Source organism: Sphingorhabdus wooponensis (assembly GCF_003933235.1).
Classification (GTDB): Bacteria; Pseudomonadota; Alphaproteobacteria; order Sphingomonadales; family Sphingomonadaceae; genus Sphingorhabdus_B; species Sphingorhabdus_B wooponensis.
The window spans coordinates 1251682-1276401 of sequence record NZ_RWJI01000001.1 but is presented as its reverse complement, the minus strand read 5'-3'; the positions used below and the strand labels follow the sequence as shown (position 1 = coordinate 1276401).

Below are 24720 nucleotides of genomic sequence, written 5' to 3'. Positions count from 1 at the left end.
AGCTTATGCCAAAATCAATATATAATGTAAAAACAATGTGTTAGTTAATTTTTATGGCATCGTATCACTGGAATAACTTCACAAATTAGGAAATAATACCAATATTTAGGGTTGAGAAAATGCCAATAGCTGCTTGACCAGAAGTGGCCATACTATAGCAGCGCTCATTATGGCTTTGTCGCGTTTGACCCTCAATGATTTTCGCAATCATGCTACGCTTGAAATTCGACCACACACGCAATTTCTTGCGCTTCATGGGTCAAATGGCGCTGGTAAGACGAATATTCTTGAGGCGGTGTCGCTGTTAGTCCCCGGCCGTGGTCTTCGCCGGGCCGCCATGTTGGATATGCCGCGCAAGGATGGCAGCGGTGGTTTTGCTATCGTAGCTGAGGTCCGCGGCAATGTGATTGGCACAGGCGTGAGCGCAGAGCAGCCCGAACGGCGCAAGGTCCGTGTGAACGAAAGCAATGCCACGATAAACAGCCTTGCCGAATGGCTGTCGGTCATCTGGCTAACGCCAGCGATGGACCGTTTGTTTGCGGATGGTGCAGCCGCACGACGCCGATTTTTGGATCGCTTGGTGCTGGCGATCAACCCGGGGCATGCGCAGCACAGCAGTCGATATGAAAAGGCTATGCAGCAACGCAACCGTCTTTTGGCGGGCGGTGTTACCGCCGACCCACTCTGGTTAGATGCTCTTGAGGCACAGATGGCGGAGAGCGGGCACTTTATTCAGGCGGCGCGTGCTTCGGTCGTAGAGGCGTTGAGTTCACAATTGCGGACGACACTGTCAGGGCCATTTGCCACGCCGCAAATCAAATTGGTTGATAAGGATGCCTTAGCAGAAGGCGATCTTGCGTCCGCTTGGCGCAAGGGGCGTAATCGGGACGCGGCCGCCGGACGCACGTTGGTCGGCCCTCACCGTGCTGATCTTGAAGTATTGCACAGCGCCTCAGGGCAGATTGCAGAACAATGTTCAACAGGAGAGCAGAAGGCTTTGTTGCTCTCGCTCATTCTCGCGCACGCCGCACTTGTAGCGGTTCAGCGCGATGCGCCACCGATATTATTGCTCGATGAGGTCGCAGCGCATCTCGATCCATCAAGACGCGCTGCGTTATTTGGGTTGTTGGCAGACACGGGCGCACAAGTCTGGATGACCGGTACGGAGCCTGAATTGTTCAATGGCATTGGCGCTTCAGCCCAATTGCTGCCCATTGGGCAATGATAAGGCGGCCCGTTCTGAAGGGCCGCCCAATTAACCCGCTTTGCTTGGTTTTTTAGCCGCATTCTTCTTCGGCGACTTTGGTTTGACAGATTTAGGCGGAGCAGGCGTTACCTCAAAGACAGGCTGGCCTTCCTTGATGCGCACGGCAACTTCACCGCCATGAACAAGTTTCCCAAACAACAGCTCTTCCGCCAGCGGCTGCTTGATTTTTTCCTGTATCAGGCGACCCATCGGGCGCGCGCCGTACAGCTTGTCATAGCCACGCTCGGTCAACCAAGCGCGGGCTTCCTCGTCCAGCTTGATGTGTACATTTTGGTCGGCAAGTTGCAGTTCGAGTTGCAAAATGAACTTGTCGACAACGCGTGCGACGACTTCGGTCGGTAGATATCCAAACGGCACAGTGGCATCGAGGCGATTACGGAATTCCGGTGCAAACATCTTCTTAACGGCTTCGTCACCGGCATCTTCTTTGCTGATGTTATTACCGAAACCAATGCCTTCCTTCGCCATGTCGCTGGCACCCGCATTTGTTGTCATGATCAAAATGACATTACGAAAGTCAACAGTCTTGCCATGATGGTCGGTGAGGCGACCATTATCCATCACTTGCAACAGTATGTTGAACAGGTCCGGATGCGCCTTTTCGATTTCGTCGAGCAAGAGGACGCTGTGTGGGCTTTGGTCGACGGCATCTGTTAGCAATCCGCCTTGGTCAAAGCCGACATAGCCCGGAGGGGCACCAATCAGACGGCTGACGCTGTGACGTTCCATATACTCGGACATGTCAAATCGTTTGAGCGGAATACCAAGGATGGAAGCCAATTGCCGTGCGACTTCGGTTTTGCCGACGCCGGTCGGACCGCTAAACAAATAGCTGCCGATGGGCTTTTCAGTATCGCGCAGGCCAGCACGGCTGAGCTTGATAGCGCTCGCCAAAACTTCAATTGCCTTGTCTTGTCCAAATACGACGCGCTTGAGATCAGCTTCAAGCGTGCCAAGCGCAGTTTTGTCATCACTCGAAACCTGCTTCGGCGGGATGCGGGCAATGGTGGCAATCACTGCCTCAATTTCGCGTGCGGTGATGAGTTTGCGGCGCTTTGAGGGGGCAACCAACATCTGCATAGCCCCCACTTCGTCAATGACGTCGATGGCCTTGTCGGGTTGCTTACGATCATTGATGTATCGTGAAGACAACTCCACTGCGGCCTTGATGGCATCGGGGGTGTATTTTACTTTGTGATGTTCTTCAAACGCGCTGCGTAGGCCGGTAAGAATCTTGATTGTGTCATCTACGCTAGGCTCGTTGACATCAATTTTTTGAAACCGGCGCAGCAATGCGCGGTCTTTTTCGAAATGATTGCGGAATTCCTTGTATGTCGTTGACCCAATGCAACGGATGGTTCCGCCGGACAAAGCTGGCTTTAGCAAGTTTGAAGCGTCCATCGCCCCGCCACTTGTTGCGCCCGCACCTATTACGGTGTGGATTTCGTCAATAAACAGGATCGCATCCGGAAGCTTTTCCAGTTCGGATACGACCGCCTTTAAGCGCTCTTCAAAATCACCGCGATACCGCGTTCCAGCCAGCAAAGCGCCCATGTCGAGCGAATAGATTACTGCGGGTAACAGAACCTCAGGCACCTGATTTTCAACGATGCGTCGTGCAAGCCCTTCTGCAATCGCCGTCTTTCCAACGCCCGGCTCGCCAACATAAAGGGGGTTATTTTTCGACCGGCGGCACAAAATTTGGACGGTGCGATCAACTTCGGCCGTGCGACCAATTAAGGGATCAATACGGCCCTGTTTAGCTTTTTCATTCAGATTGACGGTGAACTGATCCAGCACACCTTCTTTCTTATCCTTTTTCGCTTTGGTGTCTTCGGGTTCATCACTGTTCTGTTCCGCACCGGTGACGGGCCGCGGTTCGGCCAGCTTGCCATCTTTACCAATGCCATGGCTTATATAAGACACGGCATCGAGCCTGCTCATATCCTGCTGTTGTAGGAAATAAACGGCGTAGCTCTCACGCTCGGAAAATAACGCCACGAGCACATTCGCCCCAGTGACGACATCTTTGCCGGAGCTTTGGACATGTAAAATCGCACGTTGAACAACGCGCTGGAACCCACTTGTCGGTGATGGGTCAACCTTGCCCTCCACGCGTAGGCTTTCCAGTTCGGTATCCAAATATGTGATGATGATGTCCGAAAGTTCGCTGAGATCGACGCCGCAAGCATGCATGACTTTAGCGGCATCCGCGTCATCAATCAGTGCGAGCAGAAGATGCTCAAGCGTTGCATATTCGTGCGCGCGGTCGCCCGCGTGCTTCAATGCGTTGTGAAGTGTGGTTTCCAGCGACTCTGCAAATGATGGCATACCTTAATCTCCCTTTGAGTCGCTGCAACTTCTGACGTCTATATCGGTTTGGCTTTGGGCGCTTTCAAGCATGATGCGGCAGATAACGGTTTATGTCGGCGTTTTCTTAGCATTGGACCAGCGTTCTTCACTTTTTAAACAATGCGTCCGCAACGCTTCTATGCGTGCTTGCGAACGCTATTTTCCCTTCGCAGCGTATAATTTCTGCTTTTAGTAAAGCGATACGCGCATCAAGCTCCGCCACGGACAGGGTATCAATATCGTGCGTAACAAGATTGGCCACAGGATCGTCACGCCGACGCGGTAGATTTTCGTCAATATCCATACCGCATATTTTACCGATGGGCGGTTGCTGTCAATATGAAGCTTGCTTAAGAGGCCGTTCAATCAAAAGGGATATGGCACAGATGGATAAGCTACCGGAAACAATGACCGTAATCGAGATTTCGACGCCGGGTGGGCCCGAGGTGCTTGTTCCTTCACATCGGCCGTTACCGATTCCGGGTGTGGGCGAAGTGCTGTTGAAAGTCGCTTATGCGGGCGTAAACCGGCCTGACGTTATCCAACGCAAGGGGCTTTATCCCGCACCTCCTGGGGCAAGCGACCTGCCCGGATTGGAAGTGTCGGGAACAGTCGTCGCCGTGGGTGATGATGTCGACCCGACTGTAATCGGCGCACATTACTGCGCGTTGGTCTCGGGCGGCGGATATGCCGAATATTGCCTTGCGCGCATGGATGTGTGCTTACCGGTTCCAGCAAATATGAACTTGGCTGAAGCTGCAGCTTTGCCTGAAACATTATTCACCGTCTGGCATAATGTTTTTGAGCGGGGCTATGCCGCTCCTGGCGAGACCGTGCTCATTCACGGAGGGACCAGCGGAATTGGAACTATGGCAATCAAGTTGGCCAAGCTTTTCGACCTGACTGTGCTTGTGACCTGCGGCTCTGATGACAAATGTGCAGCAGCTCAAAAAATTGGCGCTGATTTCGCCATCAACTATAATAATTCCGATTTTGTCGAACGTGTAAAGACGATCACAAATGGCGAGGGCGTCCATCTAGTGCTGGATATGGTTGCCGGAAGTTATGTGTCACGAAATCTGCAATGCTTGCGCGAAGACGGGCGGCATGTGACCATTGCGGTGCAGGGCGGGCTGACAGCGGAAATTAATATGGCCTATGTCATGTCCCGTCGCCTGACGCTGACGGGCTCAACGTTACGCCCGCGTGCCGCCGCATTTAAGGCAATGCTTGCGGAGCAATTATTAGCGAAAGTCTGGCCAATAGTTTGCGAAGGAGCACTGCGTCCCGAAATGGACAAGATTTTCCCGCTTACCGAAGCCGCCGCGGCCCATGCATATATGGAATCCGGCGCGCATGTCGGGAAAATCATGCTGAAAGTGTAAGTGCCTTTATACCTTAGGTGTTTTTACCGCCAAGCTATCTAGCCAGATTTTGACATCATTGGCGCTCTTCTCAGGTATCTCCTCCATCGGGATATGGCCGACATTGGGATAAATGACGAGTTTCGCCTCCGGAATCGCTTCAGCGAACCATTTGGACGAGGTGACAGGGATTAAGTTATCTTCGGCACCCCATAATATCAAAACTGGCGCCTTTATGGCCGAGAGCCGCTCTTTTGTGCCAGGTGTCATATTCTTAAGACTTGAAAAGCGCTGCATCGTTGCTTCGCGGTTGCCGGGGTAGCGGTTTAATTCCCAGTACCGATCAATGAGCTGGTCGTTGATTTTAGATTGAACGCTCATCGACGTTTTTACGCTCGATTCAAAAATGCTGCGGGGTGCGATGAAGCGGACGGCTTCTTTTATTACCGGCATGCGCATGAGTTTGAACCCAAGCGGTAAATTGCCCGATTTTGCATGCGGTTGCCCACTGGCATCCACCAGCAACAAAGCATCGACCTTCTCCGGATGGGTCAGTGCAAACAACCAGGAAACGCCGCCGCCCATGGAATTGCCGCCGATGACCGCATTATCAACATTCAGCTTGGTCAATAAACGGTCAACAACGCTAACATAAGATGCATTGTCGTATACTCCGGCGGGGTTGCGCCCAGTCAGACCATGTCCGGGGAGATCAAGCGAAATGACGCGATAGTCCTTGCCGAGAGCTTTGACCCATGGTTCCCAGGTATGCAGAGAGGCGTTTGAACCGTGAATAAGAACGAGAACGCGGCCATCTGACTTGCCTTCATCTCGATAATGCACGCGCAGACCAGGCTCCAATTCGGCAAAGCGCGACGCGGCGCTGCCGTATTTGCGCTCCATCTGGGCGGCTTCCGTGTCAGGCGCATAGCCCCAGAAAAACAGTGCGGCCAAAGCGACAAGCAACAAAATAGCGAGCCATTTGATAAAACGTAGCATATCTTCCCCCAATGATTGCCCCGAGGAATGCACAGGTGGCAGGGTGCGTGCAAGTCCAAACGCGCATTGTCGCTTGCCGATATGGCAAACTTCGCCTAATGCATCGGCAAGACATTCAGGCCGCTCCGTAAGGGGCGGCCCTTATTATTGGAGCAAATGACATGGCCACCCCTTTGATGCCACATGCGACCGCCGCTTGGTTGGTCGACAACACGGGTTTGAGCTTCTCGCAAATCGCCGAATTCTGCGGAATACATATTCTTGAAGTTCAAGCGATGGCTGATGACATGACTGGATCGAAATATACCGGCCGTGATCCTGTGCACGCTGGCGAACTGGCAATGGAAGAAATTGAAAAAGGTCAGGCTGATGAGGATTATGTCCTCAAAATGTCCAAAGGACCGGATCAGGTGCGCCGCACAAAAGGCCCGCGCTATACGCCCGTATCCAAGCGTCAGGACAAGCCCGATGGTATCGCTTGGCTTTTGCGCAATCACCCAGAAATTTCGGATGGGGCAATCTGCAAATTGATTGGTACCACGCGTAACACAATCGCCGCCATTCGTGATCGTAGCCATTGGAACATCGCAGAAATTCAGGCGAAGGACCCAGTCACGCTTGGTCTTACGTCGCAGCGCGAGTTGGATGCTATTGTGAACCGCGCTGCGAAGAAAGCCGGTATCGATAACACCGCTGCCAATGATGCGCGTCTTGGAACCGATCGTGATGCTTTGATCGAAGAATTGCGGGCAGAACGCACCGAAGCGGCGCGGCGTGCAGAAGCTGCGTTAAACGGGGAAGACGAAAATGTTGGCAAAGCAGAATTGACCGCCGACACCTTGTTCAAAAAGGCGGGTGAATAATCGAAACGTCATGATTGCGTTAATCGCTTGATTAAGGCACGGCGGGGGGATGGCAGTTTCCACACCTCCCGCATATGACGCATCGCTTGCTGACCATGGGTTTGAAGCAAAAGAGCTTAAGGGGCTAATCTACCCACTGGGCGACCATGCTCCGCAATATGGCGAAATTTACCCAATAGCGCCCGATATGGGCTGGACGCGTATGCCGGTGCCGGGCAATCTAGCGCATATTAATCTATGGCTGCTGGATGAAGCTGATGGTGGCTATGCGATCGCGGACACTGGGCTTTTCATGCCAGCGACGATTGAGCAATGGAAAGCGTTGTTTGCAGGCGCGCTGTCTGACCGCGCGCTTAAACGCATTTTTGTAACCCATTTTCATCCAGACCATGTGGGCTGTGCGGGATGGCTGGCCAACAAGTTTAAAGTTCCGATCTGGATGAACCGCACCGAATGGTTAATGGCGCGGATGCTGACGAGCGAACAGTTGGAGCAGCCACCAGAGGAAGTCCTTAACAATCGTCGATTTGCCGGTTTTGATGAGGCGCGCATTGAAAAGCTACGTAAAGCAGGTTGGGGCGGATTTGCGCGCGCGGTGTCGCGGTTGCCAACGGGACATGTGCGCATGGATGACGGACAAGTTGTACGTGTGGGGCGACGGGATTGGACTGTGATGACTGGTGGCGGGCATACGCCCGAGCATGCAAGCCTTGTCGATTTTACCAATAATATGATTATTGCGGGAGATCAGATTTTACCGCGCATCACCTCGAATGTATCGGTCATGGACAGCGAACCGGAAGCTGATCCGTTGGGTGAATGGTTGGCATCCATTGCGAAGTTCCGTTCGGCTTTGCCCGCGGATATGTTGGTGCTGCCTGCACATGGGGAACCGTTTACCGGTGTGCATGTCCGATTGGACAAGCTTGCCTCCGGGCATCATGAACGGCTTGATAAGCTTGAACATGCTTTGCGGGGCGCTGAAATGCGCGCCGTAGATACGTTCAATCTGCTGTTTGACCGTGAAATCGATGACACTGTGTATGGCTTAGCCGCTGGAGAGGCGCAGGCGCATTTGCGGCATTTGCATTTTGCCGGACGGATAAAATGTGAAATCCGCGATGGCGTTGGCTGGTATCACGCGGCATAATGTGACGGTTATGGCCGTCTTGCCAAAAACAATAATCGGTAAGTCTGACCGCAAAGCATCGCGGATCGCACTAGGTTATTAGGCGCTAGTCTGTGATGGAAGGAAATCCCACTCTCAATCGCAAAATTATCCATGTCGACATGGATGCATTTTATGCCAGTGTTGAGCAGCGGGATAACCCTGAACTGCGCGGTAAACCCGTTGCAGTGGGCGGATCATCCAAACGTGGTGTAGTCGCTGCGGCAAGCTATGAAGCGCGTGCATTCGGTGTGCGCTCGGCCATGCCTTCGGTCACGGCGCAAAGGCAATGCCCCGATTTGATTTTCGTCAAACCAAGGTTTGAGGCCTACAAAATAGTGTCCCAGCAAATTCGCGAAATATTTGCGCGGCACACGGACCTCATTCAACCATTGTCGTTGGATGAAGCCTATCTTGATGTAACCCAGGACAAGCAAGGCATTGGGTCAGCAGTCAAAATTGCCAAGGCGATCCGCACGGCCATCCGCGAGGAGACGGGACTAACCGCCAGCGCCGGTGTAAGCTACAACAAGTTCATTGCAAAGCTGGCAAGCGATCAGAATAAGCCCGACGGAATGTGCGTCATATTACCGGATCAAGGCCCGGAGTTTGTCGCCAGCTTGCCTGTCCGCCGTTTCCACGGCGTCGGGCCGCGTACTGCCGAGAAGATGGCGAAGCTGGGGGTGCATACGGGCGCGGACCTTGCGTTAAAAGATGAGGCGTGGCTGGCGCAGCATTTTGGTAGTTGGGGCGGATATCTTTTCTGGGCTGCGCGTGGGATTGATCATCGTCCGGTCAACGCAAATGCCGTGCGCAAATCTATCGGGGCGGAAAGTACCTATTTTGATGATAAACGCAGCGAGGCCGAATTGCGCGATGCTTTGGAAGAAATAGTCGATATCATATGGGGACGCATAGAACGTAACCAAGCGCAGGGCAGGACATTGGTTCTAAAGGCGCGTTATTCAGACTTCCGGACAATCACACGTTCTCGCACATTTGGGCAGGCTTTGTCAGATCGTGCATCTATCGCGCAAGTTGCGCATGTGCTGCTTGATCAAATTTTGCCGGTCGAAATGGGTGTTCGGCTTCTGGGGCTAACATTATCAGGTTTGCTAGGTCATGATGAAATGCCGCACGGTGCAAAGCCGCAGGGACAATTTACATTTGATTGATTGAAAGTTGAAATTTTTTCTTCATATATCATGAAACTGTTATGTGCATGTAACACAGGATATAAGATGGCTCGCCCACAAACAGACATTGATGCTGGAAGAACCACACTGCTGGAGGTGGTGGATGATTTGGTCCGCAAGCGCGGGGCGGTGGACATCTCTATGACAGATCTGGCGGCTGCAGCGGGCATGTCGCCTTCTAACTTATATCGCTTTTTCGACAATAAAGAAGCGTTGCTTGAAGCTGTAGCCGAGCGCTTTTTTGCCGAAAAAGTTCGGATAATGGTTGATGTAACCGAATCCGATTTGCCTGTGCAGGACAAGATGTATCAATTTTTTGCGCGGCGTTATCTGGCGATGGTTGAGCAATATGAAGCCGAGCCGGACCTTCTGAAAAGTTATCTGGAAATTGGGCAGCAATATTTTGAGGTTGTCCGCGGCTATGTGGATTTGGGGGATCATTATCTCTCCCTGATTGTCGCAGAAGCTATGGAGCTGGGGTACTTTGAGGGGCTCTCGATTGATGAGGCGGTGTCACTCATCAATCAGATGGTGCAGTGCTACACTAACCCGGATGCGCTTTTTTTCGTTGGTACGACTAAGTTGAGGGTCGAGAAACTTGCTACGATTATTGAGACAATTTTTAGGGGACTAGGCAAAAAATCGTCGGCGCATACGCTTGCCCAGCCGCATATCAGAATCGTATCATAAACTGAAAATTGCTCGGCTTTCTCATAGGTTCCGACCTCTATAATTGGCGATCCTAGACGTCGCACGCCTTACAACATGCTGGCGAGATCTGTGTCGGCGTTCTTTGGTGCATAATCACTTTTACAATATCACAGCGCTGATTTAAGCACATGATTAAAGTTGGGGGATTGATCTTTATGCGTGTCGACAATGCGATATTTCCGTCAATGGAACAGGCCACGTCATTTTTCGGTGGTCCAAAGAACGGGCCGTTTGTCATGGTCAATTTGTTGAAGTTCAAAGACAAGGCGGAATATGCCGATGGCAGCGATTCCGATCTTTCGGGTACCGCTGCTTATGCCCGTTATGGGAAAGCTATTCAGGCCTGCTTGGCGGCTGTCGGGGGGCGCCAAATTTACGCTGGGAACGTTACTGGGATGATGATCGGTGAAGTTGAGGACCAATGGGACATGATCGCTTTGGTCGAATATCCGTCGCTCGCCGCTATGCAAAAAATGGTGTCTTCGCCGGAATATCAAGCCATTGAGATTCATCGTAAGGCTGGACTTGCTGGCCAATTAAACATCCGCACCAGTAAGATTGGACGTTAATATGAAGCCCATGAAGAACCGTATGACCGACCTGCTCGGCGTTGAATATCCAATCATTCAGGCACCCATGGGTTGGATTGCACGGGCACAATTGGCATCGGCGGTGTCGAACGCGGGGGGACTTGGCATTATCGAAACATCCTCGGGAGAGTTGGATGAAGTGCGCGCCGAAATCATCAAGATGCGCCAACTTACCGATAAACCCTTCGGCGTGAATATCGCGCAAGCCTTTGTGCGCGATCCCGGGGTCGTCGATTTTGTCGTCGACCAAGGTATCAAGTTTGTCACCACATCAGCAGGCGATCCTAACAAATATTGTGGGCCACTAAAGGCGGCCGGCCTTACTGTGTTTCACGTCGTACCAACACTGGCGGGCGCGTTGAAAGCTATTGATGCTGGCGTTGATGGCCTTGTGGTAGAAGGCGGCGAAGGCGGAGGTTTCAAAAATCCGAAGGACGTCGCGCTGATGGTCCTGTTGCCGCTCATCCGCAGCAAAGTGGATGTGCCAATTGTGGCTGCGGGCGGTATAGTCTGTGGTCGGACAATGGCCGCGGCCTTCGCGCTTGGCGCTGAGGCAGTTCAAATGGGCACACGGATGGTCAGCGCTGCGGAATCACCTGTGCACCATAACTGGAAAGACGCCATCATCAACGCGAAGGAAACCGATACGTTATTCCTGAACCGCCATGGACCCGGACCGGCATTGCGCGCCTTGCGAACCGAACGAACAACAAAGCTGGATATAGAACCAACGGACAATATCATGGCGGAAATGCGCGGTGTGCTAGATTTGTATTTCGGCGGCGACATGGAGGCTGCTGTAGCTCTTTCTGGGCAAGTGGCAGGACGCATTGACTCTGTGAAACCCGCCAAGCAAATTATCGATGAGGTGATGGACGAGTTTTATGCTGTCATGAATGATTTGCGACGCGATTATCTTTAGGATTTTGACTTGGACTCCGTCCTTGAAGCGCTTCTAAGCGATCCTGCAGCGGATGTTTCGGCGCTGCACGATGTTGCGCGGATCAAGGCTATATTGGAGCAATGTGGGCGTGATGGCCGTGCGATCAGCTATTCGGAGCTTTTGCTGAACCTTGGCTTCCGCTTCACACGGCCCAAAATGCGGGCGGTGTGCAAGACGCTCGATAAGATAGACCAGATCACGGCCGAAGAAGGCGCGCCTGCGCTTGCGGTGCTTGTGGTACGTGAAGGTGATGGCTTGCCGGGGCAGGGTTGGTGGACGGGGCGGACCGATTATCAGGGCGAGTGGACCGGTCCGCAAGCGCATGCACATATTCGCAAGCTTCAGGGCGATGTGTTTGCTTATTGGCAAGACCAATAGTTTTGAATTTGGAACTGATCTGGGACGACTGAACTTATGCAACAGGCAACCGATTTTTTGGCAGAAAGTGAGGCGTTATGCGCACTACTGACACCGCTTTCCGAAGCAGATTTTGACGCACAAACCCTGTTCAAGGGCTGGACCATTAACAACATCATCCGCCATCTGCATGTTTGGAACATGGCAGTCGATTTATCGTTGCGTGATGAGGCGGCTTTTGTTGCGTTTGTGGCCGAGATGATGGCTGGCGTTCGCGGGGGGAAGCTGCCTGAGTTTGAAGCAAGCTATCTGGATGGTCTTTCGGGCCATGCATTACGAAACGCTTGGATAGAGCGTGCGAAAGACACTGCTACTGCATTTGCTGCCACAGATCCTAAGCTTCGTCTCAAATGGGTTGGCCCGGATATGAGCGCGCTAAGTTCGATCACTGCGCGGCTAATGGAAACATGGGCACATGGGCAGGCCGTTTACGATGCGCTTGGCGTGGAGCGGCAGGACACTGACCGGATTGGAAACATTGTACGCCTTGGTGTAAATACATGGGGCTTCACATGGAAAAATCGCCGCCTCGATCCACCGGGCGAGATGCCAAGAGTTCGCCTGTTCGCGCCATCGGGTGCTGTTTGGGAATTTGGCGAGCCCTCCGAAAGTGGTATGATTTCCGGCAGTGCTACAGAATTCTGCCAAGTCGTCACCCAATGTCGCAACATTGCAGACACTGCGCTTGAAGTCACAGGCGAAGTCGCGCATCAATGGATGGATATTGCGCAATGTTTTGCAGGGCCACCACAAGATCCACCCGCAAAAGGTTCACGGCATCGCGCCGACAGGGGAGTTTGAATAGCATGAAGAAAGTCGTTTTTGTCTCATTAGGCGCAGTCTTGCTAGCGAGCATGCCCTTGGCAGCCCAATCAAGCGACGTGGTTACGGTAATCCATGTCGGCAAACTATTGGACAAGCCAGGGACCCCACCGCGTGGGCCATCCACTGTCATTATTCGCAACGGCAAAATCGCTGAAGTTTTGTCTGGCCATCAGCAGGGGCCCGCAGGCGCGACGCAAATCGATCTGAAAGACAAATTTGTTCTCCCAGGCTTAATCGACAGCCATGTGCATCTGGATAGCGATGCTGGCGGTAATGCAGCATTGATTGAGGGCTTTACCGACAGTCCGGCACGGGCCGCCTATCGCGCTGCGGGTAATGCGAAGAAGACGTTGATGGCTGGCTTCACCACAGTGCGCAATATGGGTGACGGCACTGGCGCAACGCTTGCGTTGCGCGATGCGGTCGCTGCGGGTGAACTTCCCGGACCCCGGATTATCGATGCTGGCCGCTCAATCTCAACGACCAGCGGGCATATGGATGCGACATTATCCGTCTCTGAAGACCTGCATAATAGCATCGGTCAGGAAAATCTGTGTGATGGTGTTGAAAGCTGCCGTCAGGCAATACGTAAACAGGTCCGGCGCGGCGTGGACGTCATCAAGATCGCAACGACAGGCGGCGTAAACAGCCGCATTGGCGCAGGACTTGGGCGGCAATTATTCGATGACGAGGTGAAGGCGTTAGTGGATACCGCGCATCTTTATGGCAAGAAAATTGCCGTGCATGCCCATGGTGACGACGGCGTCAACATCGCCTTAGCTGCGGGCGCGGACTCGATTGAGCATGGTACCATGATGACCGAAGAGAGCATTAAATTGTTCAAGGCGGCGGGGGCCTATTATGTGCCGACGCTGTCTACCGTAAATGGCTATCTTGAGCGATTGGCTGCAAACCCTAATGCCTATCCGCCCGACGTTCTTGCAAAAGTGCAATGGCGCATTGGTGTGACCGGTAAGAGCCTTGCTAAAGCCTATCCTGCCGGTGTAAAAATTGCATTTGGTACAGATGCTGGTGTTTCCAAACATGGCCGGAACGCAGACGAATTTGAATTAATGGTCAAGCATGGCATGCCCGCCAGCGCCGCCATTCAGGCCGCGACAATGAATGCCGCGACCTTATTGGGCGTTGAAAAAGAGGTTGGCTCAATTGAACCCGGTAAAGCAGCCGATTTGATCGCAGTCTCAGGTGACCCCATTGCAGACATCACAACATTGAAATCGGTGCGTTTCGTCATGAAGGACGGGCGGGTTTTTAAGGCTGAATGATAATTCCCTTTTGCGGATCGGTCCGGCCTTGAAGCGTTTCCACAAAGGCGCTTGCTGCGGCCTCTAATCCTGCAAGGGTTTCTATGCCCACAACGCCGTCGGCTGCGGTTAGGAAGCTTTTCCAACTGCGGCCGACAGCTTCGCCAAAGCCCTTAGGGCCAAGTTCCTGAATAGTTGCGACGGCGTGATCGGGTGCGAAGAACAGGACGGGCTTCGGTCCGGGCATCTCGCTGCCGCTTGCACCAGCACTATTTGGGCCCCTTGCGTCAACATGGGTCGCTCCGACCAAGCAGCTATATACTAGATGGCTGGCCATTCGTTCGTGGATTGCCCGAAGCAGGCGCGAATTGCCGGCAAAATCGACGCATACCGAAGCATTTTTGGGCAGGGCGTCAACGTCATCATAGGATATGACTTTGTCGTAAAGGCCAGTTCCCGTGACAAAGTCCACATTGCCTTTAGAGGTCAGACCTATGCGCTTTATGCTGGGCGATAAATCCTTTGCAACGCTCGCAAGGCCAAGAGCTGTCTTTGAGGAAGCGCTAGTTATGAGAAGCGTTTCTGCGCCAAACCAGCCTTCGCGGCGCAGCATGGCTTCAATCAAAAACCCGGTTTTGAATAAAGGCCCGAATAACATGCGCTCTGCCTCTTTTTCGGCGTCATGTTCTGGATCGGCAGCAAGGCGGCTATATTGGTTGTAGATGGGGCTCATGGGTTGACGGTGTGCGGCCATATCCGTGAAGCCGCCTGCACTAATTTTGCCGGGTACGACATCAAGATGTGTTCCCATCGGTAAATAGCCATAGACCCGCTCGCCTACCGCAATATCGGGGCAATGCGATTCTTCGACCATGGCATGGCCCCACATAGGCACGACACCAAAATCACCTGCTGCTGGAAAGAAATTCCAATAGCCAAACATATCACCGATCACGGCATAAGTGATGTTGTTTGCCGTGACCGAGAAGCTTTCGATCCGTAAACGAACGGCGCCGTCTGCGAGCGGCAACAATGCTGTGTCATGCACCTGTGTTTCGGTCAGCGCCCTTTTATTTACCCAGATCGTCGATGCCATATGTGCTTCTCCTTTGCCCGTCGGCATAACCGCCCTTCGTTGCGCATTCAATGAAAGACCATGTTTCTAATTGTTCACATTGATGTGAATATGCTCTTTGACAATCACACCAGAGTGTGAAAATGACGAATCATGAGCACTCAACTGATCAATAAGCTTCGTAGCCTCGTCAACGACGGTGGCTTGTCACGGTCCGGCCTAGCCCGCGCTGCTGGCCTTCATGCCAATACTTTGCGCGACCTTGATGAGCCGGGCTGGAACCCAACCGCTGAAACCCTGCGTAAGTTGGAAAGCTATTTGTTCTCCAACGACGACACACCTGCGCTAGTGCCGATTGAAGAAATAATTGAAGAGGCGCGTAATGGCCGCATGTATATTCTCGTCGATGACGAAGACCGGGAAAATGAAGGCGATTTGATTATTCCAGCGCAAATGGCAACGCCAGATGCAATCAATTTCATGGCAACGCATGGCCGTGGCCTCATTTGCCTTTCGATGACCAAAATGCGTTGCGAGCAGCTTGGCCTGACGCCGATGGCGCGCGAGAACCGCGAAAGCATGCAAACAGCTTTCACGGTGTCCATAGAAGCCCGTGAGGGTGTTACCACGGGTATCAGTGCTGCCGACAGGGCGCGAACCATTTCCGTCGCTGTGGACGCCTCTATGGGGCCTGACGACATTGTTTCGCCCGGCCACGTCTTCCCACTCACCGCGCGCGATGGCGGCGTGCTGGTGCGCGCGGGACATACCGAAGCGGCCGTCGACATAAGCCGACTTGCCGGGCTCAACCCGTCAGGCGTGATTTGTGAAATCATGAAAGACGATGGCACAATGGCGCGGATGGATGACCTCGTGGCCTTCGCTCGTATGCACAACCTCAAGATGGGTACAATCCGCGACCTGATCGCCTATCGCCGCAAGCATGACCATTTGGTCGAAAAGCGCGCGGAGATGAAGTTTAACAGCCGTTGGGGTGGTGATTGGTCCGCTATGACCTTTTACAACAAGGCGACGGGCGATGAGACCATTGCTTTGATAAAGGGCCGCATTGACCCAGAAAAACCAACATTGGTGCGCATGCACACCATGTCGATGTTCGTTGATGTGTTTGGCGAAGAAAATGAGCGTTCTGGCCTTTTGTCACGTTCGATGGAGGCCATCGCTGCCGAAGGCGCAGGTGTGATTGTGGTTATTAACAAGCCAATGAAGGGCATAGTCTCTCGGTTTATGCAGTTGCGCGCCGAGGGCAAGCAAGCTGGGGCGCCAGAGATCGAAGAACTGCGTGATTATGGCGGCGGTGCGCAAATCCTGACCGAACTTGGTGTCCAAGACATGATATTGCTCACCAACACCCACCACACGTTGGTTGGCCTTGAAGGCTATGGCCTTTCCATTGTAGGCGAACGGCCAATTCCCGGAACCGGAGGCGAGTAATGGCAAAGTTTTTGATAGTTGAAGCACGGTTTTATGACCATTTGAACGACATGCTCGTAGCAGGTGCGACGGCAGCGTTGAAGGCCAAGGGGCATGAGGTTGAGGTCATTACCGTACCCGGTGCGCTCGAAATTCCTGGCACCATATCGATGGCCGCAGAGGCGCAGATATATGACGGCTTTGTCGCCATTGGCGTTGTTATACGAGGTGAAACCTATCATTTTGAAATCGTCGCTGGCGAAAGCGCGCGCGGAATCATGGCATTAACCATGGACGGAATTGCAATCGGCAACGGCATATTGACCGTTGAAAACGAAGCGCAAGCTATCGTACGCGCTGACCCGAAACAAAAGGACAAGGGCGGGGAGGCCGCCATTGCAGCCATGGCCTTGCTAAATCTGCAAAATCGTTTCAATTGAAACGATGACAGCACCGACTTTAACGACGCAAATCAGCACCGATTCCGAAGAGTATAAGGCGCGCAGTGCCCACAACAGGGCGTTGCGCGATACCCTATGGGCCAAAGTCGCTGAAGCGGCGTCGGGCGGTAATGAGAAGTCGCGTGAGCGGCACACGTCGCGTGGGAAATTGCTGCCGCGTGAGCGCGTCGAACGCCTGCTGGATAGCGGTTCGCCTTTCCTAGAAATCGGCCAGCTTGCAGCCTGCGACCTGTATGATAGCGAAATTCCGGGTGCAGGTCTGATCACGGGAATCGGCCGCGTTTCGGGCCGCCAGTGCATGATCGTCTGCAACGAAGCGACCGTAAAAGGCGGCACTTATTATCCGATGACGGTCAAAAAGCATTTGCGGGCGCAGGAAATCGCTGAGGCGAACCATTTGCCATGCATCTATCTTGTCGACAGCGGCGGCGCGAACCTGCCGCATCAGGACGAGGTGTTTCCTGACCGTGACCATTTCGGGCGCATCTTCTTCAACCAAGCCAATATGAGCGCCAAAGGCATCCCGCAAATCGCCTGTGTCATGGGAAGCTGCACTGCGGGAGGGGCTTATGTGCCCGCCATGTCCGACGAGAGCGTCATCGTCCGTAACCAAGGCACGATTTTCCTCGCTGGCCCGCCGTTGGTGAAGGCCGCAACGGGGGAAGAGATTAGTGCGGAGGATCTCGGCGGCGGCGATCTACATGGCCGGAAGTCCGGTGTGGTTGATCATGTGGCGGAGAATGACGAACATGCGCTGACGATTGTGCGTGATATCGTTTCGCATTTAGGGCCAATTCACAAAGCCGACATCGATTTCAAAGAACCACGCCCGCCAAAATTCGACGCGGAAGAGCTTTATGGCGTCATCCCCGACGATGTGCGTGCGCCTTATGATGTCCATGAAGTTATCGCGCGTTTGGTCGATGGCAGCGAATTTCACGAATTTAAGGCGCTGTACGGCACAAGCTTGGTCTGCGGTTTTGCACATATTTGGGGGATGCCGGTCGCGATCCTCGCCAATAACGGCGTATTGTTTAGCGAAAGCGCCGTTAAAGGCGCGCATTTCATTGAACTTGCCTGCCAACGGCGGATCCCATTGCTGTTCTTGCAGAATATCAGCGGCTTCATGGTCGGCGGCAAATATGAGGCGGAAGGCATCGCCAAGCACGGCGCGAAGCTCGTCACCGCTGTCGCCACCGCCAGCGTGCCGAAGATTACAGTCCTTATCGGCGGCAGCTTTGGCGCGGGCAATTACGGCATGTGTGGGCGCGCTTATTCGCCACGTTTCCTGTTCACTTGGCCCAATGCGCGAATTTCGGTGATGGGCGGCGAGCAAGCCGCTTCCGTCCTCGCCACAGTCCACCGCGATGCGGAAAATTGGACACCGGAAGAGGCCGAAGCCTTCAAGGCGCCCATCCGCCAAAAATATGAGGATGAAGGCAACCCATATTATGCGACCTCGCGCTTGTGGGATGACGGCATCATTGACCCCGCACAAACCCGCGATGTGTTGGGCCTAGCCTTCGCCGCAGCACTCAACGCGCCAGTACAGGAGGCGCCCCGCTTCGGGGTGTTCCGAATGTGAGTAAAATAATCCAATCCCTCCTCATTGCCAATCGTGGTGAGATTGCTTGCCGGATTATCCGCACCGCGCGCGACATGGGTATACGCACAATAGCGGTTTATTCGGACGCGGATGCCCATGCATTGCATGTGCGCGAAGCCGATGCGGCGGTGCATATTGGGCCTTCTGCGGCGCGGGAGAGCTATTTGGTCGGCGCAAAGATCATCGCTGCGGCCAAAGCCACGGGTGCAGAGGCGATCCATCCGGGCTATGGCTTCCTGTCTGAAAATGCGGAATTCGCACAAGCAGTGATGGACGCTGGCCTGATATGGGTTGGGCCGCGCCCCGACAGCATTACCGCCATGGGCCTGAAGGACGCCGCCAAAAAATTGATGGCCGAGGCGGGTGTGCCCGTGACCCCGGGCTATATGGGGGATAATCAAGACCCAAATTTCCTTAGCCAGCGCGCCGCCGAAATTGGCTATCCCGTGCTGATCAAAGCCGTTGCAGGCGGTGGCGGGAAGGGAATGCGCAAGGTGGATAGTGCTGGCGACTTTGCCGATGCGCTCGCCTCTTGCCAGCGCGAGGCCAGCGCATCATTCGGTAACGCCCATGTCCTGATTGAGAAATATATTCAGCGCCCGCGCCATATTGAGGTGCAGGTGTTTGGCGACACCCATGGCAACATCGTCCATTTGTTCGAACGCGATTGTTCACTGCAACGCCGCCACCAGAAGGTAATTGAAGAAGCCCCCGCGCCGGGCATGGACGAAGCGACCCGTGCGCAGCTTTGCGCAGTCGCGGTGAAAGCGGCAAAAGCCGTCGACTATGTCGGTGCTGGCACAATCGAATTCATTGCAGATGCGTCTGAGGGCCTGCGCGCCGATCGCATCTGGTTCATGGAAATGAATACGCGGTTGCAGGTCGAACATCCGGTGACTGAAGAAATCACAGGCGTTGACCTTGTCGAATGGCAGTTGCGTGTGGCGAGCGGGGAGCCCTTGCCATTGCAGCAGGACGCGCTGCGCATCAATGGCTGGGCGATGGAAGCGCGGCTTTATGCCGAAAACCCAGCGACAGGCTTTTTGCCGTCCATTGGCCCGCTTGACCATCTGTCCTTTCCGGAAGAATTGCGTGTTGATACAGGTGTAGAGCAAGGCGGCGAGGTGTCGCCTTATTATGATCCGATGGTCGCTAAGCTCATATCATGGGGTGAAACGCGCGATGCGGCGATGGACCGCTTGCGCGACGGCATTGACGACACTGAAGTCTGGCCCGTGAAAACGAATGCGGGCTTTTTGGGGCGGCTGCTGGATCTGGAGGCGTTCGGGCTTGGCGATATTGATACGGGCCTGATTGCGCGTGAAGTCGATAATCTTGTGCATCCATCCGCGCCAGAAGCGCAAGAGCTTGCCGAGGCGGCGGCGTTGTTGTGCGCCAGCCCCGGCGATGGTCCCGTAAGCGCAATAGTTGGTTTTCGTTTGAATGCACCGCCGCGTGCGGAAGCACGCCTTTTAGACGACGCTGGCAACCTATATGTCGTTGCGTTTGACGAAATCGAGGCCGACGAACCGACTGCTGATGTGCTTGCCTTTGCCGATGGTTTTGCGCGTCGTTATGTCTTGGATGATCCGCGCGGGTCGGGGCATAGTGCCGCAAGCGACGGTGCAATCCTATCGCCGATGCCGGGCCGGATCATCGCGGTTGATGTCGCTGTGGGGGACACAGTGTCCAAAGGCCAGAAACTGGTAACGCTCGAAGCGATGAAGATGGAACATAGCCTAACTGCGCCGTTTGACGGCATGGTGGCGGAGTTGAATGCGGAGACGGGTGCACAGGTGCAGGTCGAGGCATTGTTGGTGCGGATAGAAGCGGTGGAAATGTAATGGCAGGCAAATATTTCAACGAATGGCACATCGGCGATACAATCGCCCACGAAATTCGCCGCACGGTGACCGAGACGGACAATTTGCTGTTTTCGGTCATGACGCATAACCCGCAACCGCTGCACATTGATGCGGAGGCAGCCAAAGCCAGCGAGTTTGGGCAAATCCTCGTCAACGGCACCTTCACCTTCGCGCTGATGGTAGGACTGTCGGTGGGGGATACCACGCTCGGCACGTTGGTGGCCAATCTGGGCTATGATAAATTGGTGATGCCCAAGCCCGTGTTCATCGGTGATACACTGCGCGCCGAAACCGAAGTCATTGCGCTTAAGGAGAGTAAGTCGCGACCCGATGCCGGTGTTGTGACGTTCCTGCACCGATGTCTCAATCAACGTGACGAACTTGTTTGCCAAACGGAACGCGCCGCTTTGCTGAAAAAGGCATAGATTGCCATAAGGTCCGGTGCAGGGCATAATGACGGCATGAAACTGCGTTCCCTTCTTTTCGTCCCGGGTGACCGGCCTGACCGATTTGCCAAGGCTGCCGCTAGTGGTGCCGATGCGATCATCATTGATCTTGAGGACTCGGTTGCGCTTGATCGTAAGGCGGCGGCACGCGAAGCTGTCGCGGAGTATCTGTCGGGTGATCGGCCGGTTCCGGTTTTTATCCGCGTTAATCCGCAGGACAGCCATCTTACCCATGACGATCTCGCATCGGTTCTGCCTTATGTTCCAGATGCTATTGTTTTGCCGAAGGCGGAAGGCGCGCGTTCGGTCCATTGGTTGCGCTCAGAAGCGGCTGCCGTCGCCGATAGTCAGGACGGCGAGGCACCGCTGATCTTACCCATTGCGACCGAAACGCCTGGCGCGGTGTTTGACCTAGGCACCTTGCGGGAGGTGAAACATTATCTGCTTGGCGTCAGCTGGGGGGCGGAGGATTTGCCCGCAGCGGTCGGGGCTTCGGCCTCGCGTGAAGCTGATGGCCGCTACACGGCGCCATATGAAATGGTGCGGTCGCTCACGCTGTTTGCGGCTCATGCTGCGGGCGTGGCTGCCATTGATACTGTTTTCCCGAGCATCAACGATGCGGCGGCGCTGGCGTCCTATGTCGGCCGAGCGGCACGCGATGGTTTCACCGGCATGCTTGCCATTCACCCGTCGCAGGTTGCCACCATCAACGCAGGCTTTACGCCTTCGTCAGCGCAGCTTGCGCATGCCCAATCCATCGTTGATGCGTTCGCGGCCAATCCGGGCGCAGGCGTGTTGCAACTGGACGGAAAAATGATCGACGCGCCGCATTTGAAAGCGGCGCTGTCGATCCTCTCAAGGGCTTAGGCCGCTAGTTTCCGCAACACATAGTGCAGAATGCCGCCGTTCATGAAATATTCGACTTCGTTCGCGGTGTCGATGCGGCAGAGCGTGTCGAAATTGAACGTTGATCCGTCCTTGCGGGTGACCATAACGGTTACCATCTGGCGTGGCTGAAGCTTTCCAACGCTGGTGATCGTGAAGCTATCATCCGCGGTCAGGCCCAAGGTTGTGCGGCTTTCGCCGTCCATGAATTGCAGTGGCAATACGCCCATGCCGACTAAGTTTGAACGGTGGATACGTTCGAAGCTTTCGACGATGACGGCGCGGACGCCGAGCAGGTTGGTGCCCTTCGCCGCCCAATCGCGCGAAGAGCCGGTGCCATATTCCTTACCAGCGATAACCACCAAAGGCGTGCCGTCGGCTTTATGCTTCATGGCGGCGTCGTAGATGGGCATGACTTCGCCTTGATAGCTGCTCATGCCGCCTTCAATGCCGGGGACCATTTCATTCTTAATGCGGATATTAGCGAAGGTGCCGCGCATCATGACTTCATGGTGGCCGCGGCGTGCGCCGTAGCTGTTAAAATCTGCCTTGCTGACCTGATGCTCTAACAGGAATTTACCAGCAGGGCTGTCGGCCTTGATGCTTCCGGCAGGCGAGATATGGTCGGTGGTAATGGAATCACCCAAAATCGCCAGCGGCTTTGCCTCGATGATGTCCATCACCGGTGCGGGCGTCATGCTCATCCCTTCAAAATAGGGCGGGTTGGCGACATAGGTCGATCCGGCGCGCCATGTATAGGTGTCCGAACCTTCGACTTGAATCTTCTGCCAATGCGCATCGCCTTCATAGACCTTGGCATAACGTGCGGTGAACATCGAACGGTCGATGTTTGCGGTCATGACATCATGCACTTCTTGGTTGGTTGGCCAGATGTCGCGCAAATAGACGTCTGTACCGTCGGTCGCTTGGCCAATCGGCGTCGTTGTGAAATCTTCGGTCACGGTACCCTTAAGCGCATAGGCCACTACCAAAGGCGGTGAGGCCAAGAAGTTTGCGCGCACATCGGGGGACACGCGGCCTTCAAAGTTGCGGTTGCCCGAAATGACCGAGGCGGCAACAATGTCATGGCCGTTAATCGCTGCTGAAATTGGCTCGGCCAATGGACCGGAGTTACCGATGCAGGTCGTGCAGCCATAGCCGACCAAGTTAAAGCCGACCGCGTCCAGATCTGCCGTCAATCCGGCACGATCAAGATAATCGGTCACAACTTGGCTTCCAGGTGCGAGCGAGGTCTTCACCCATGGCTTCGGACGCAAGCCAAAGGCATTGGCCTTACGCGCCACCAATCCGGCGGCAACCAAGACGCTCGGGTTCGATGTGTTGGTGCAGCTCGTGATCGCCGCAATCACGACATCGCCGTCGCCAATATCATGTGTCTTGCCCTCAACCGCGACGCGCTTGGCGCTATCATGCTTGTAGACATTGATCAGATCGTCGTTGAACACATTGTCAACTTGCGTAAGGACAACCTTGTCCTGCGGGCGCTTTGGACCAGCAAGCGATGGGACAACGCTGCCCATATCCAATTCCAACGTGTCTGTGAAAATCGGGTCGGCCATATCGGCATAGGCCCATAGGCCCTGTTCCTTGGCATAGGCCTCGACCAGTGCAATCTGGTCCTCCGCACGGCCGGTCAGACGCAGATATTCGATGGTCTTTTCATCAATGCCAAAGAAGCCACAGGTCGCGCCATATTCGGGCGCCATATTGGCCAAGGTCGCGCGGTCGGCAAGGCTAAGCGAGGCAAGGCCAGGGCCATAATATTCGACAAAGCGGCCAACCACGCCTTTGGCGCGCAGCATTTGCGTTGCGGTCAACACAAGGTCGGTTGCGGTCACGCCCTCGGCCAATGCACCGGTCAGCTTGAAGCCAACGACCTCAGGGATCAGCATGGACACTGGCTGCCCCAACATCGCGGCCTCAGCCTCAATCCCGCCAACGCCCCAACCAAGCACGCCAAGGCCGTTGATCATCGTCGTGTGGCTGTCTGTACCCACGCATGTGTCGGGATACGCAATCGTCGCGCCATCTTCACCTATGCTGGTCCAAACGGCTTGTGCAATATGCTCCAGATTGACCTGATGGCAAATGCCGGTGCCGGGAGGAACCGCCTTGAAATTATTCAGCGACTTGGAACCCCATTTCAGGAAATCATAACGCTCTGCATTGCGTTGATATTCGATTTCAACATTCTGTTCCGCCGCCTTGGGGTGGCCGAATTCATCGACCATGACGCTGTGGTCAATGACCAAATGCACAGGCACGAGCGGGTTAATCTTCGATGGGTCCGCCTTCAACGCGGTCATGGCATCGCGCATTGCGGCGAGATCGACCACGCATGGCACGCCGGTGAAATCCTGCAACAAGACGCGGGCAGGGCGATATTGAATTTCGCGGTTCGATTTGGCGTCCTTCTGCCAATCGATCAACGCCTGCACATCCTCCACCGAAACGGTAAAGCCGCCATCTTCAAAACGGAGCAGGTTTTCGAGCAATACCTTCATCGAAAAAGGCAGACGCGACACATCGCCCAATTTCTCCGATACTTTTTTGATCGAAAAATAATCCACCGTCTTGCCGCCAGCGGTCAAGGTGGAACGGGTTTGCAGGCTGTCTAATCCGATTGCGGTCATTGGTATTTACCCCTTCGAGCGTTGGGCTTTTGGCCGGATGGGGAAGACAACACGGTTGCCGCTATCTGCGGCCAATAAACGCGCGTCAAACCAGCGTAAAAGCGGGAGATTCGTTTGCTGGCCGCGCCTTAGCGCTTATGGGGTGGGGGTGCAAGGTGGGGCAGGGTAAAATTGCTTGGGCGCGAGGGGGGGGGATGAAGCATAAAAAGAAGTGGGAAACGAATTAAGACCCTGAAACAAGTTCAGGGTGACGCGATGTGTGTGGCTAGGGCGACGGTCGTTTCCGATGAAAATCGCGCAGGATAACCTTCTTACTAAATTCCAGATATTTACG

22 protein-coding genes are annotated in these 24720 nt (G+C 54.3%); 17 read left to right on the top strand and 5 right to left on the bottom strand.

All coding sequences use genetic code 11. From position 1 onward, the window contains the following. The first annotated feature begins 169 nt into the window (after positions 1-169). On the top strand, positions 170-1225 hold the full coding sequence (gene recF / locus D7D48_RS06375; protein ID WP_125230481.1) for a DNA replication/repair protein RecF: 1056 nt from the start codon (positions 170-172) through the stop codon (positions 1223-1225). Positions 1226-1255: 30 nt separating this feature from the next. Here the strand turns inward: recF and clpA are convergent, their stop codons facing one another. Further along, entirely contained in the window at positions 1256-3598 is a 2343-nt protein-coding gene (clpA, locus tag D7D48_RS06370; RefSeq protein WP_125230480.1) for an ATP-dependent Clp protease ATP-binding subunit ClpA, read from the bottom strand. A gap of 127 nt (positions 3599-3725) precedes the next feature. Beyond that, complete coding sequence (locus D7D48_RS06365) at positions 3726-3923, bottom strand: DUF1192 domain-containing protein (RefSeq protein ID WP_125230479.1); 198 nt, start codon at positions 3921-3923, stop codon at positions 3726-3728. An 82-nt stretch (positions 3924-4005) separates the two neighbouring features. On the opposite strand from D7D48_RS06365, the gene D7D48_RS06360 reads away from it, so the two are divergent. Next, the gene (locus tag D7D48_RS06360; protein ID WP_125230912.1) at positions 4006-5004 is read left to right on the top strand and encodes an NAD(P)H-quinone oxidoreductase; all 999 of its coding nucleotides are present in this window, start codon (positions 4006-4008) and stop codon (positions 5002-5004) included. A 6-nt stretch (positions 5005-5010) separates the two neighbouring features. Here D7D48_RS06360 and D7D48_RS06355 read toward each other — a convergent pair whose 3' ends face one another. Next, entirely contained in the window at positions 5011-5982 is a 972-nt protein-coding gene (locus D7D48_RS06355) for an alpha/beta fold hydrolase (protein ID WP_125230478.1), read from the bottom strand. A 161-nt stretch (positions 5983-6143) separates the two neighbouring features. On the opposite strand from D7D48_RS06355, the gene D7D48_RS06350 reads away from it, so the two are divergent. The 9 genes from D7D48_RS06350 to D7D48_RS06310 all read left to right on the top strand — a co-directional run bounded on the left by D7D48_RS06350 (position 6144) and on the right by D7D48_RS06310 (position 13981). Beyond that, positions 6144-6845, top strand: coding sequence for a DUF1013 domain-containing protein (locus D7D48_RS06350; RefSeq protein ID WP_125230477.1), 702 nt, complete (start codon positions 6144-6146; stop codon positions 6843-6845). Positions 6846-6894: 49 nt separating this feature from the next. Continuing rightward, the gene (locus D7D48_RS06345; RefSeq protein WP_125230476.1) at positions 6895-7995 is read left to right on the top strand and encodes an MBL fold metallo-hydrolase; all 1101 of its coding nucleotides are present in this window, start codon (positions 6895-6897) and stop codon (positions 7993-7995) included. Positions 7996-8090: 95 nt separating this feature from the next. Then, positions 8091-9188: a DNA polymerase IV gene (dinB, locus tag D7D48_RS06340; protein ID WP_125230475.1), complete on the top strand. Its 1098-nt coding sequence runs from the start codon at positions 8091-8093 to the stop codon at positions 9186-9188. Further along, complete coding sequence (locus D7D48_RS06335; RefSeq protein ID WP_125230474.1) at positions 9189-9899, top strand: TetR/AcrR family transcriptional regulator; 711 nt, start codon at positions 9189-9191, stop codon at positions 9897-9899. A 176-nt stretch (positions 9900-10075) separates the two neighbouring features. Then, the gene (locus D7D48_RS06330) at positions 10076-10489 is read left to right on the top strand and encodes a DUF1330 domain-containing protein (RefSeq protein ID WP_125230473.1); all 414 of its coding nucleotides are present in this window, start codon (positions 10076-10078) and stop codon (positions 10487-10489) included. 1 nt (position 10490) lies between these two features. Further along, complete coding sequence (locus D7D48_RS06325) at positions 10491-11432, top strand: NAD(P)H-dependent flavin oxidoreductase (protein ID WP_245964355.1); 942 nt, start codon at positions 10491-10493, stop codon at positions 11430-11432. A gap of 9 nt (positions 11433-11441) precedes the next feature. Further along, positions 11442-11831 (top strand): ribose-phosphate pyrophosphokinase, encoded by a 390-nt coding sequence (locus tag D7D48_RS06320; RefSeq protein ID WP_245964354.1) that lies wholly within the window; start codon positions 11442-11444, stop codon positions 11829-11831. Positions 11832-11867: 36 nt separating this feature from the next. After that, entirely contained in the window at positions 11868-12671 is an 804-nt protein-coding gene (locus D7D48_RS06315; RefSeq protein ID WP_125230472.1) for a TIGR03084 family metal-binding protein, read from the top strand. A gap of 5 nt (positions 12672-12676) precedes the next feature. Then, positions 12677-13981: a metal-dependent hydrolase family protein gene (locus D7D48_RS06310; protein ID WP_125230471.1), complete on the top strand. Its 1305-nt coding sequence runs from the start codon at positions 12677-12679 to the stop codon at positions 13979-13981. Here the strand turns inward: D7D48_RS06310 and D7D48_RS06305 are convergent. Next, positions 13968-15056 carry a DUF2855 family protein gene (locus D7D48_RS06305; RefSeq protein ID WP_125230470.1) on the bottom strand — a complete coding sequence of 363 codons (1089 nt, stop codon included), beginning with the start codon at positions 15054-15056 and terminating at the stop codon, positions 13968-13970. The genes D7D48_RS06310 and D7D48_RS06305 overlap by 14 nt on opposite strands. 132 nt (positions 15057-15188) lie before the next feature. Here D7D48_RS06305 and ribB point away from each other — a divergent pair, with 132 nt between their 5' ends. Genes ribB through D7D48_RS06275 form a run of 6 tightly spaced genes read left to right on the top strand, consistent with a single transcriptional unit; the run spans position 15189 to position 21714 of the window. Beyond that, positions 15189-16490 (top strand): 3,4-dihydroxy-2-butanone-4-phosphate synthase, encoded by a 1302-nt coding sequence (gene ribB / locus D7D48_RS06300; RefSeq protein ID WP_125230469.1) that lies wholly within the window; start codon positions 15189-15191, stop codon positions 16488-16490. Continuing rightward, positions 16490-16909, top strand: coding sequence for a 6,7-dimethyl-8-ribityllumazine synthase (ribH, locus tag D7D48_RS06295; RefSeq protein WP_125230468.1), 420 nt, complete (start codon positions 16490-16492; stop codon positions 16907-16909). Before ribB ends, ribH begins: the two co-directional genes overlap by 1 nt. Before the next feature lie 4 nt (positions 16910-16913). Next, complete coding sequence (locus D7D48_RS06290; protein ID WP_125230467.1) at positions 16914-18515, top strand: carboxyl transferase domain-containing protein; 1602 nt, start codon at positions 16914-16916, stop codon at positions 18513-18515. A 5-nt stretch (positions 18516-18520) separates the two neighbouring features. Then, positions 18521-20380, top strand: coding sequence for an acetyl/propionyl/methylcrotonyl-CoA carboxylase subunit alpha (locus tag D7D48_RS06285; protein WP_125230909.1), 1860 nt, complete (start codon positions 18521-18523; stop codon positions 20378-20380). Further along, positions 20380-20826 carry a MaoC family dehydratase gene (locus D7D48_RS06280; RefSeq protein ID WP_125230466.1) on the top strand — a complete coding sequence of 149 codons (447 nt, stop codon included), beginning with the start codon at positions 20380-20382 and terminating at the stop codon, positions 20824-20826. The genes D7D48_RS06285 and D7D48_RS06280 overlap by 1 nt, the downstream gene beginning before the upstream one ends. Before the next feature lie 36 nt (positions 20827-20862). Beyond that, positions 20863-21714, top strand: a complete 852-nt coding sequence (locus D7D48_RS06275) for an HpcH/HpaI aldolase/citrate lyase family protein (protein ID WP_125230465.1) — start codon at positions 20863-20865, stop codon at positions 21712-21714. Here D7D48_RS06275 and acnA read toward each other — a convergent pair. Next, positions 21711-24386, bottom strand: coding sequence for an aconitate hydratase AcnA (gene acnA, locus D7D48_RS06270; protein WP_125230464.1), 2676 nt, complete (start codon positions 24384-24386; stop codon positions 21711-21713). The two genes, D7D48_RS06275 and acnA, sit on opposite strands and share 4 nt — an antisense overlap. Positions 24387-24720: the final 334 nt, after the last annotated feature.

Coding starts and splice junctions, on each gene's coding strand:
- D7D48_RS06280 (WP_125230466.1), top strand. CDS start 20,380: ATGGCAGGCAAATATTTCAACGAATGGCACATCGGCGATACAATCGCC.
- D7D48_RS06345 (WP_125230476.1), top strand. CDS start 6,895: ATGGCAGTTTCCACACCTCCCGCATATGACGCATCGCTTGCTGACCAT.
- D7D48_RS06325 (WP_245964355.1), top strand. CDS start 10,491: ATGAAGCCCATGAAGAACCGTATGACCGACCTGCTCGGCGTTGAATAT.
- clpA (WP_125230480.1), bottom strand. CDS start 3,598: ATGCCATCATTTGCAGAGTCGCTGGAAACCACACTTCACAACGCATTG.
- D7D48_RS06330 (WP_125230473.1), top strand. CDS start 10,076: ATGCGTGTCGACAATGCGATATTTCCGTCAATGGAACAGGCCACGTCA.
- D7D48_RS06360 (WP_125230912.1), top strand. CDS start 4,006: ATGGATAAGCTACCGGAAACAATGACCGTAATCGAGATTTCGACGCCG.
- D7D48_RS06275 (WP_125230465.1), top strand. CDS start 20,863: ATGAAACTGCGTTCCCTTCTTTTCGTCCCGGGTGACCGGCCTGACCGA.
- D7D48_RS06290 (WP_125230467.1), top strand. CDS start 16,914: ATGACAGCACCGACTTTAACGACGCAAATCAGCACCGATTCCGAAGAG.
- D7D48_RS06350 (WP_125230477.1), top strand. CDS start 6,144: ATGGCCACCCCTTTGATGCCACATGCGACCGCCGCTTGGTTGGTCGAC.
- dinB (WP_125230475.1), top strand. CDS start 8,091: ATGGAAGGAAATCCCACTCTCAATCGCAAAATTATCCATGTCGACATG.
- D7D48_RS06365 (WP_125230479.1), bottom strand. CDS start 3,923: ATGGATATTGACGAAAATCTACCGCGTCGGCGTGACGATCCTGTGGCC.
- ribB (WP_125230469.1), top strand. CDS start 15,189: ATGAGCACTCAACTGATCAATAAGCTTCGTAGCCTCGTCAACGACGGT.
- D7D48_RS06355 (WP_125230478.1), bottom strand. CDS start 5,982: ATGCTACGTTTTATCAAATGGCTCGCTATTTTGTTGCTTGTCGCTTTG.
- recF (WP_125230481.1), top strand. CDS start 170: ATGGCTTTGTCGCGTTTGACCCTCAATGATTTTCGCAATCATGCTACG.
- ribH (WP_125230468.1), top strand. CDS start 16,490: ATGGCAAAGTTTTTGATAGTTGAAGCACGGTTTTATGACCATTTGAAC.
- D7D48_RS06315 (WP_125230472.1), top strand. CDS start 11,868: ATGCAACAGGCAACCGATTTTTTGGCAGAAAGTGAGGCGTTATGCGCA.
- D7D48_RS06305 (WP_125230470.1), bottom strand. CDS start 15,056: ATGGCATCGACGATCTGGGTAAATAAAAGGGCGCTGACCGAAACACAG.
- acnA (WP_125230464.1), bottom strand. CDS start 24,386: ATGACCGCAATCGGATTAGACAGCCTGCAAACCCGTTCCACCTTGACC.
- D7D48_RS06310 (WP_125230471.1), top strand. CDS start 12,677: ATGAAGAAAGTCGTTTTTGTCTCATTAGGCGCAGTCTTGCTAGCGAGC.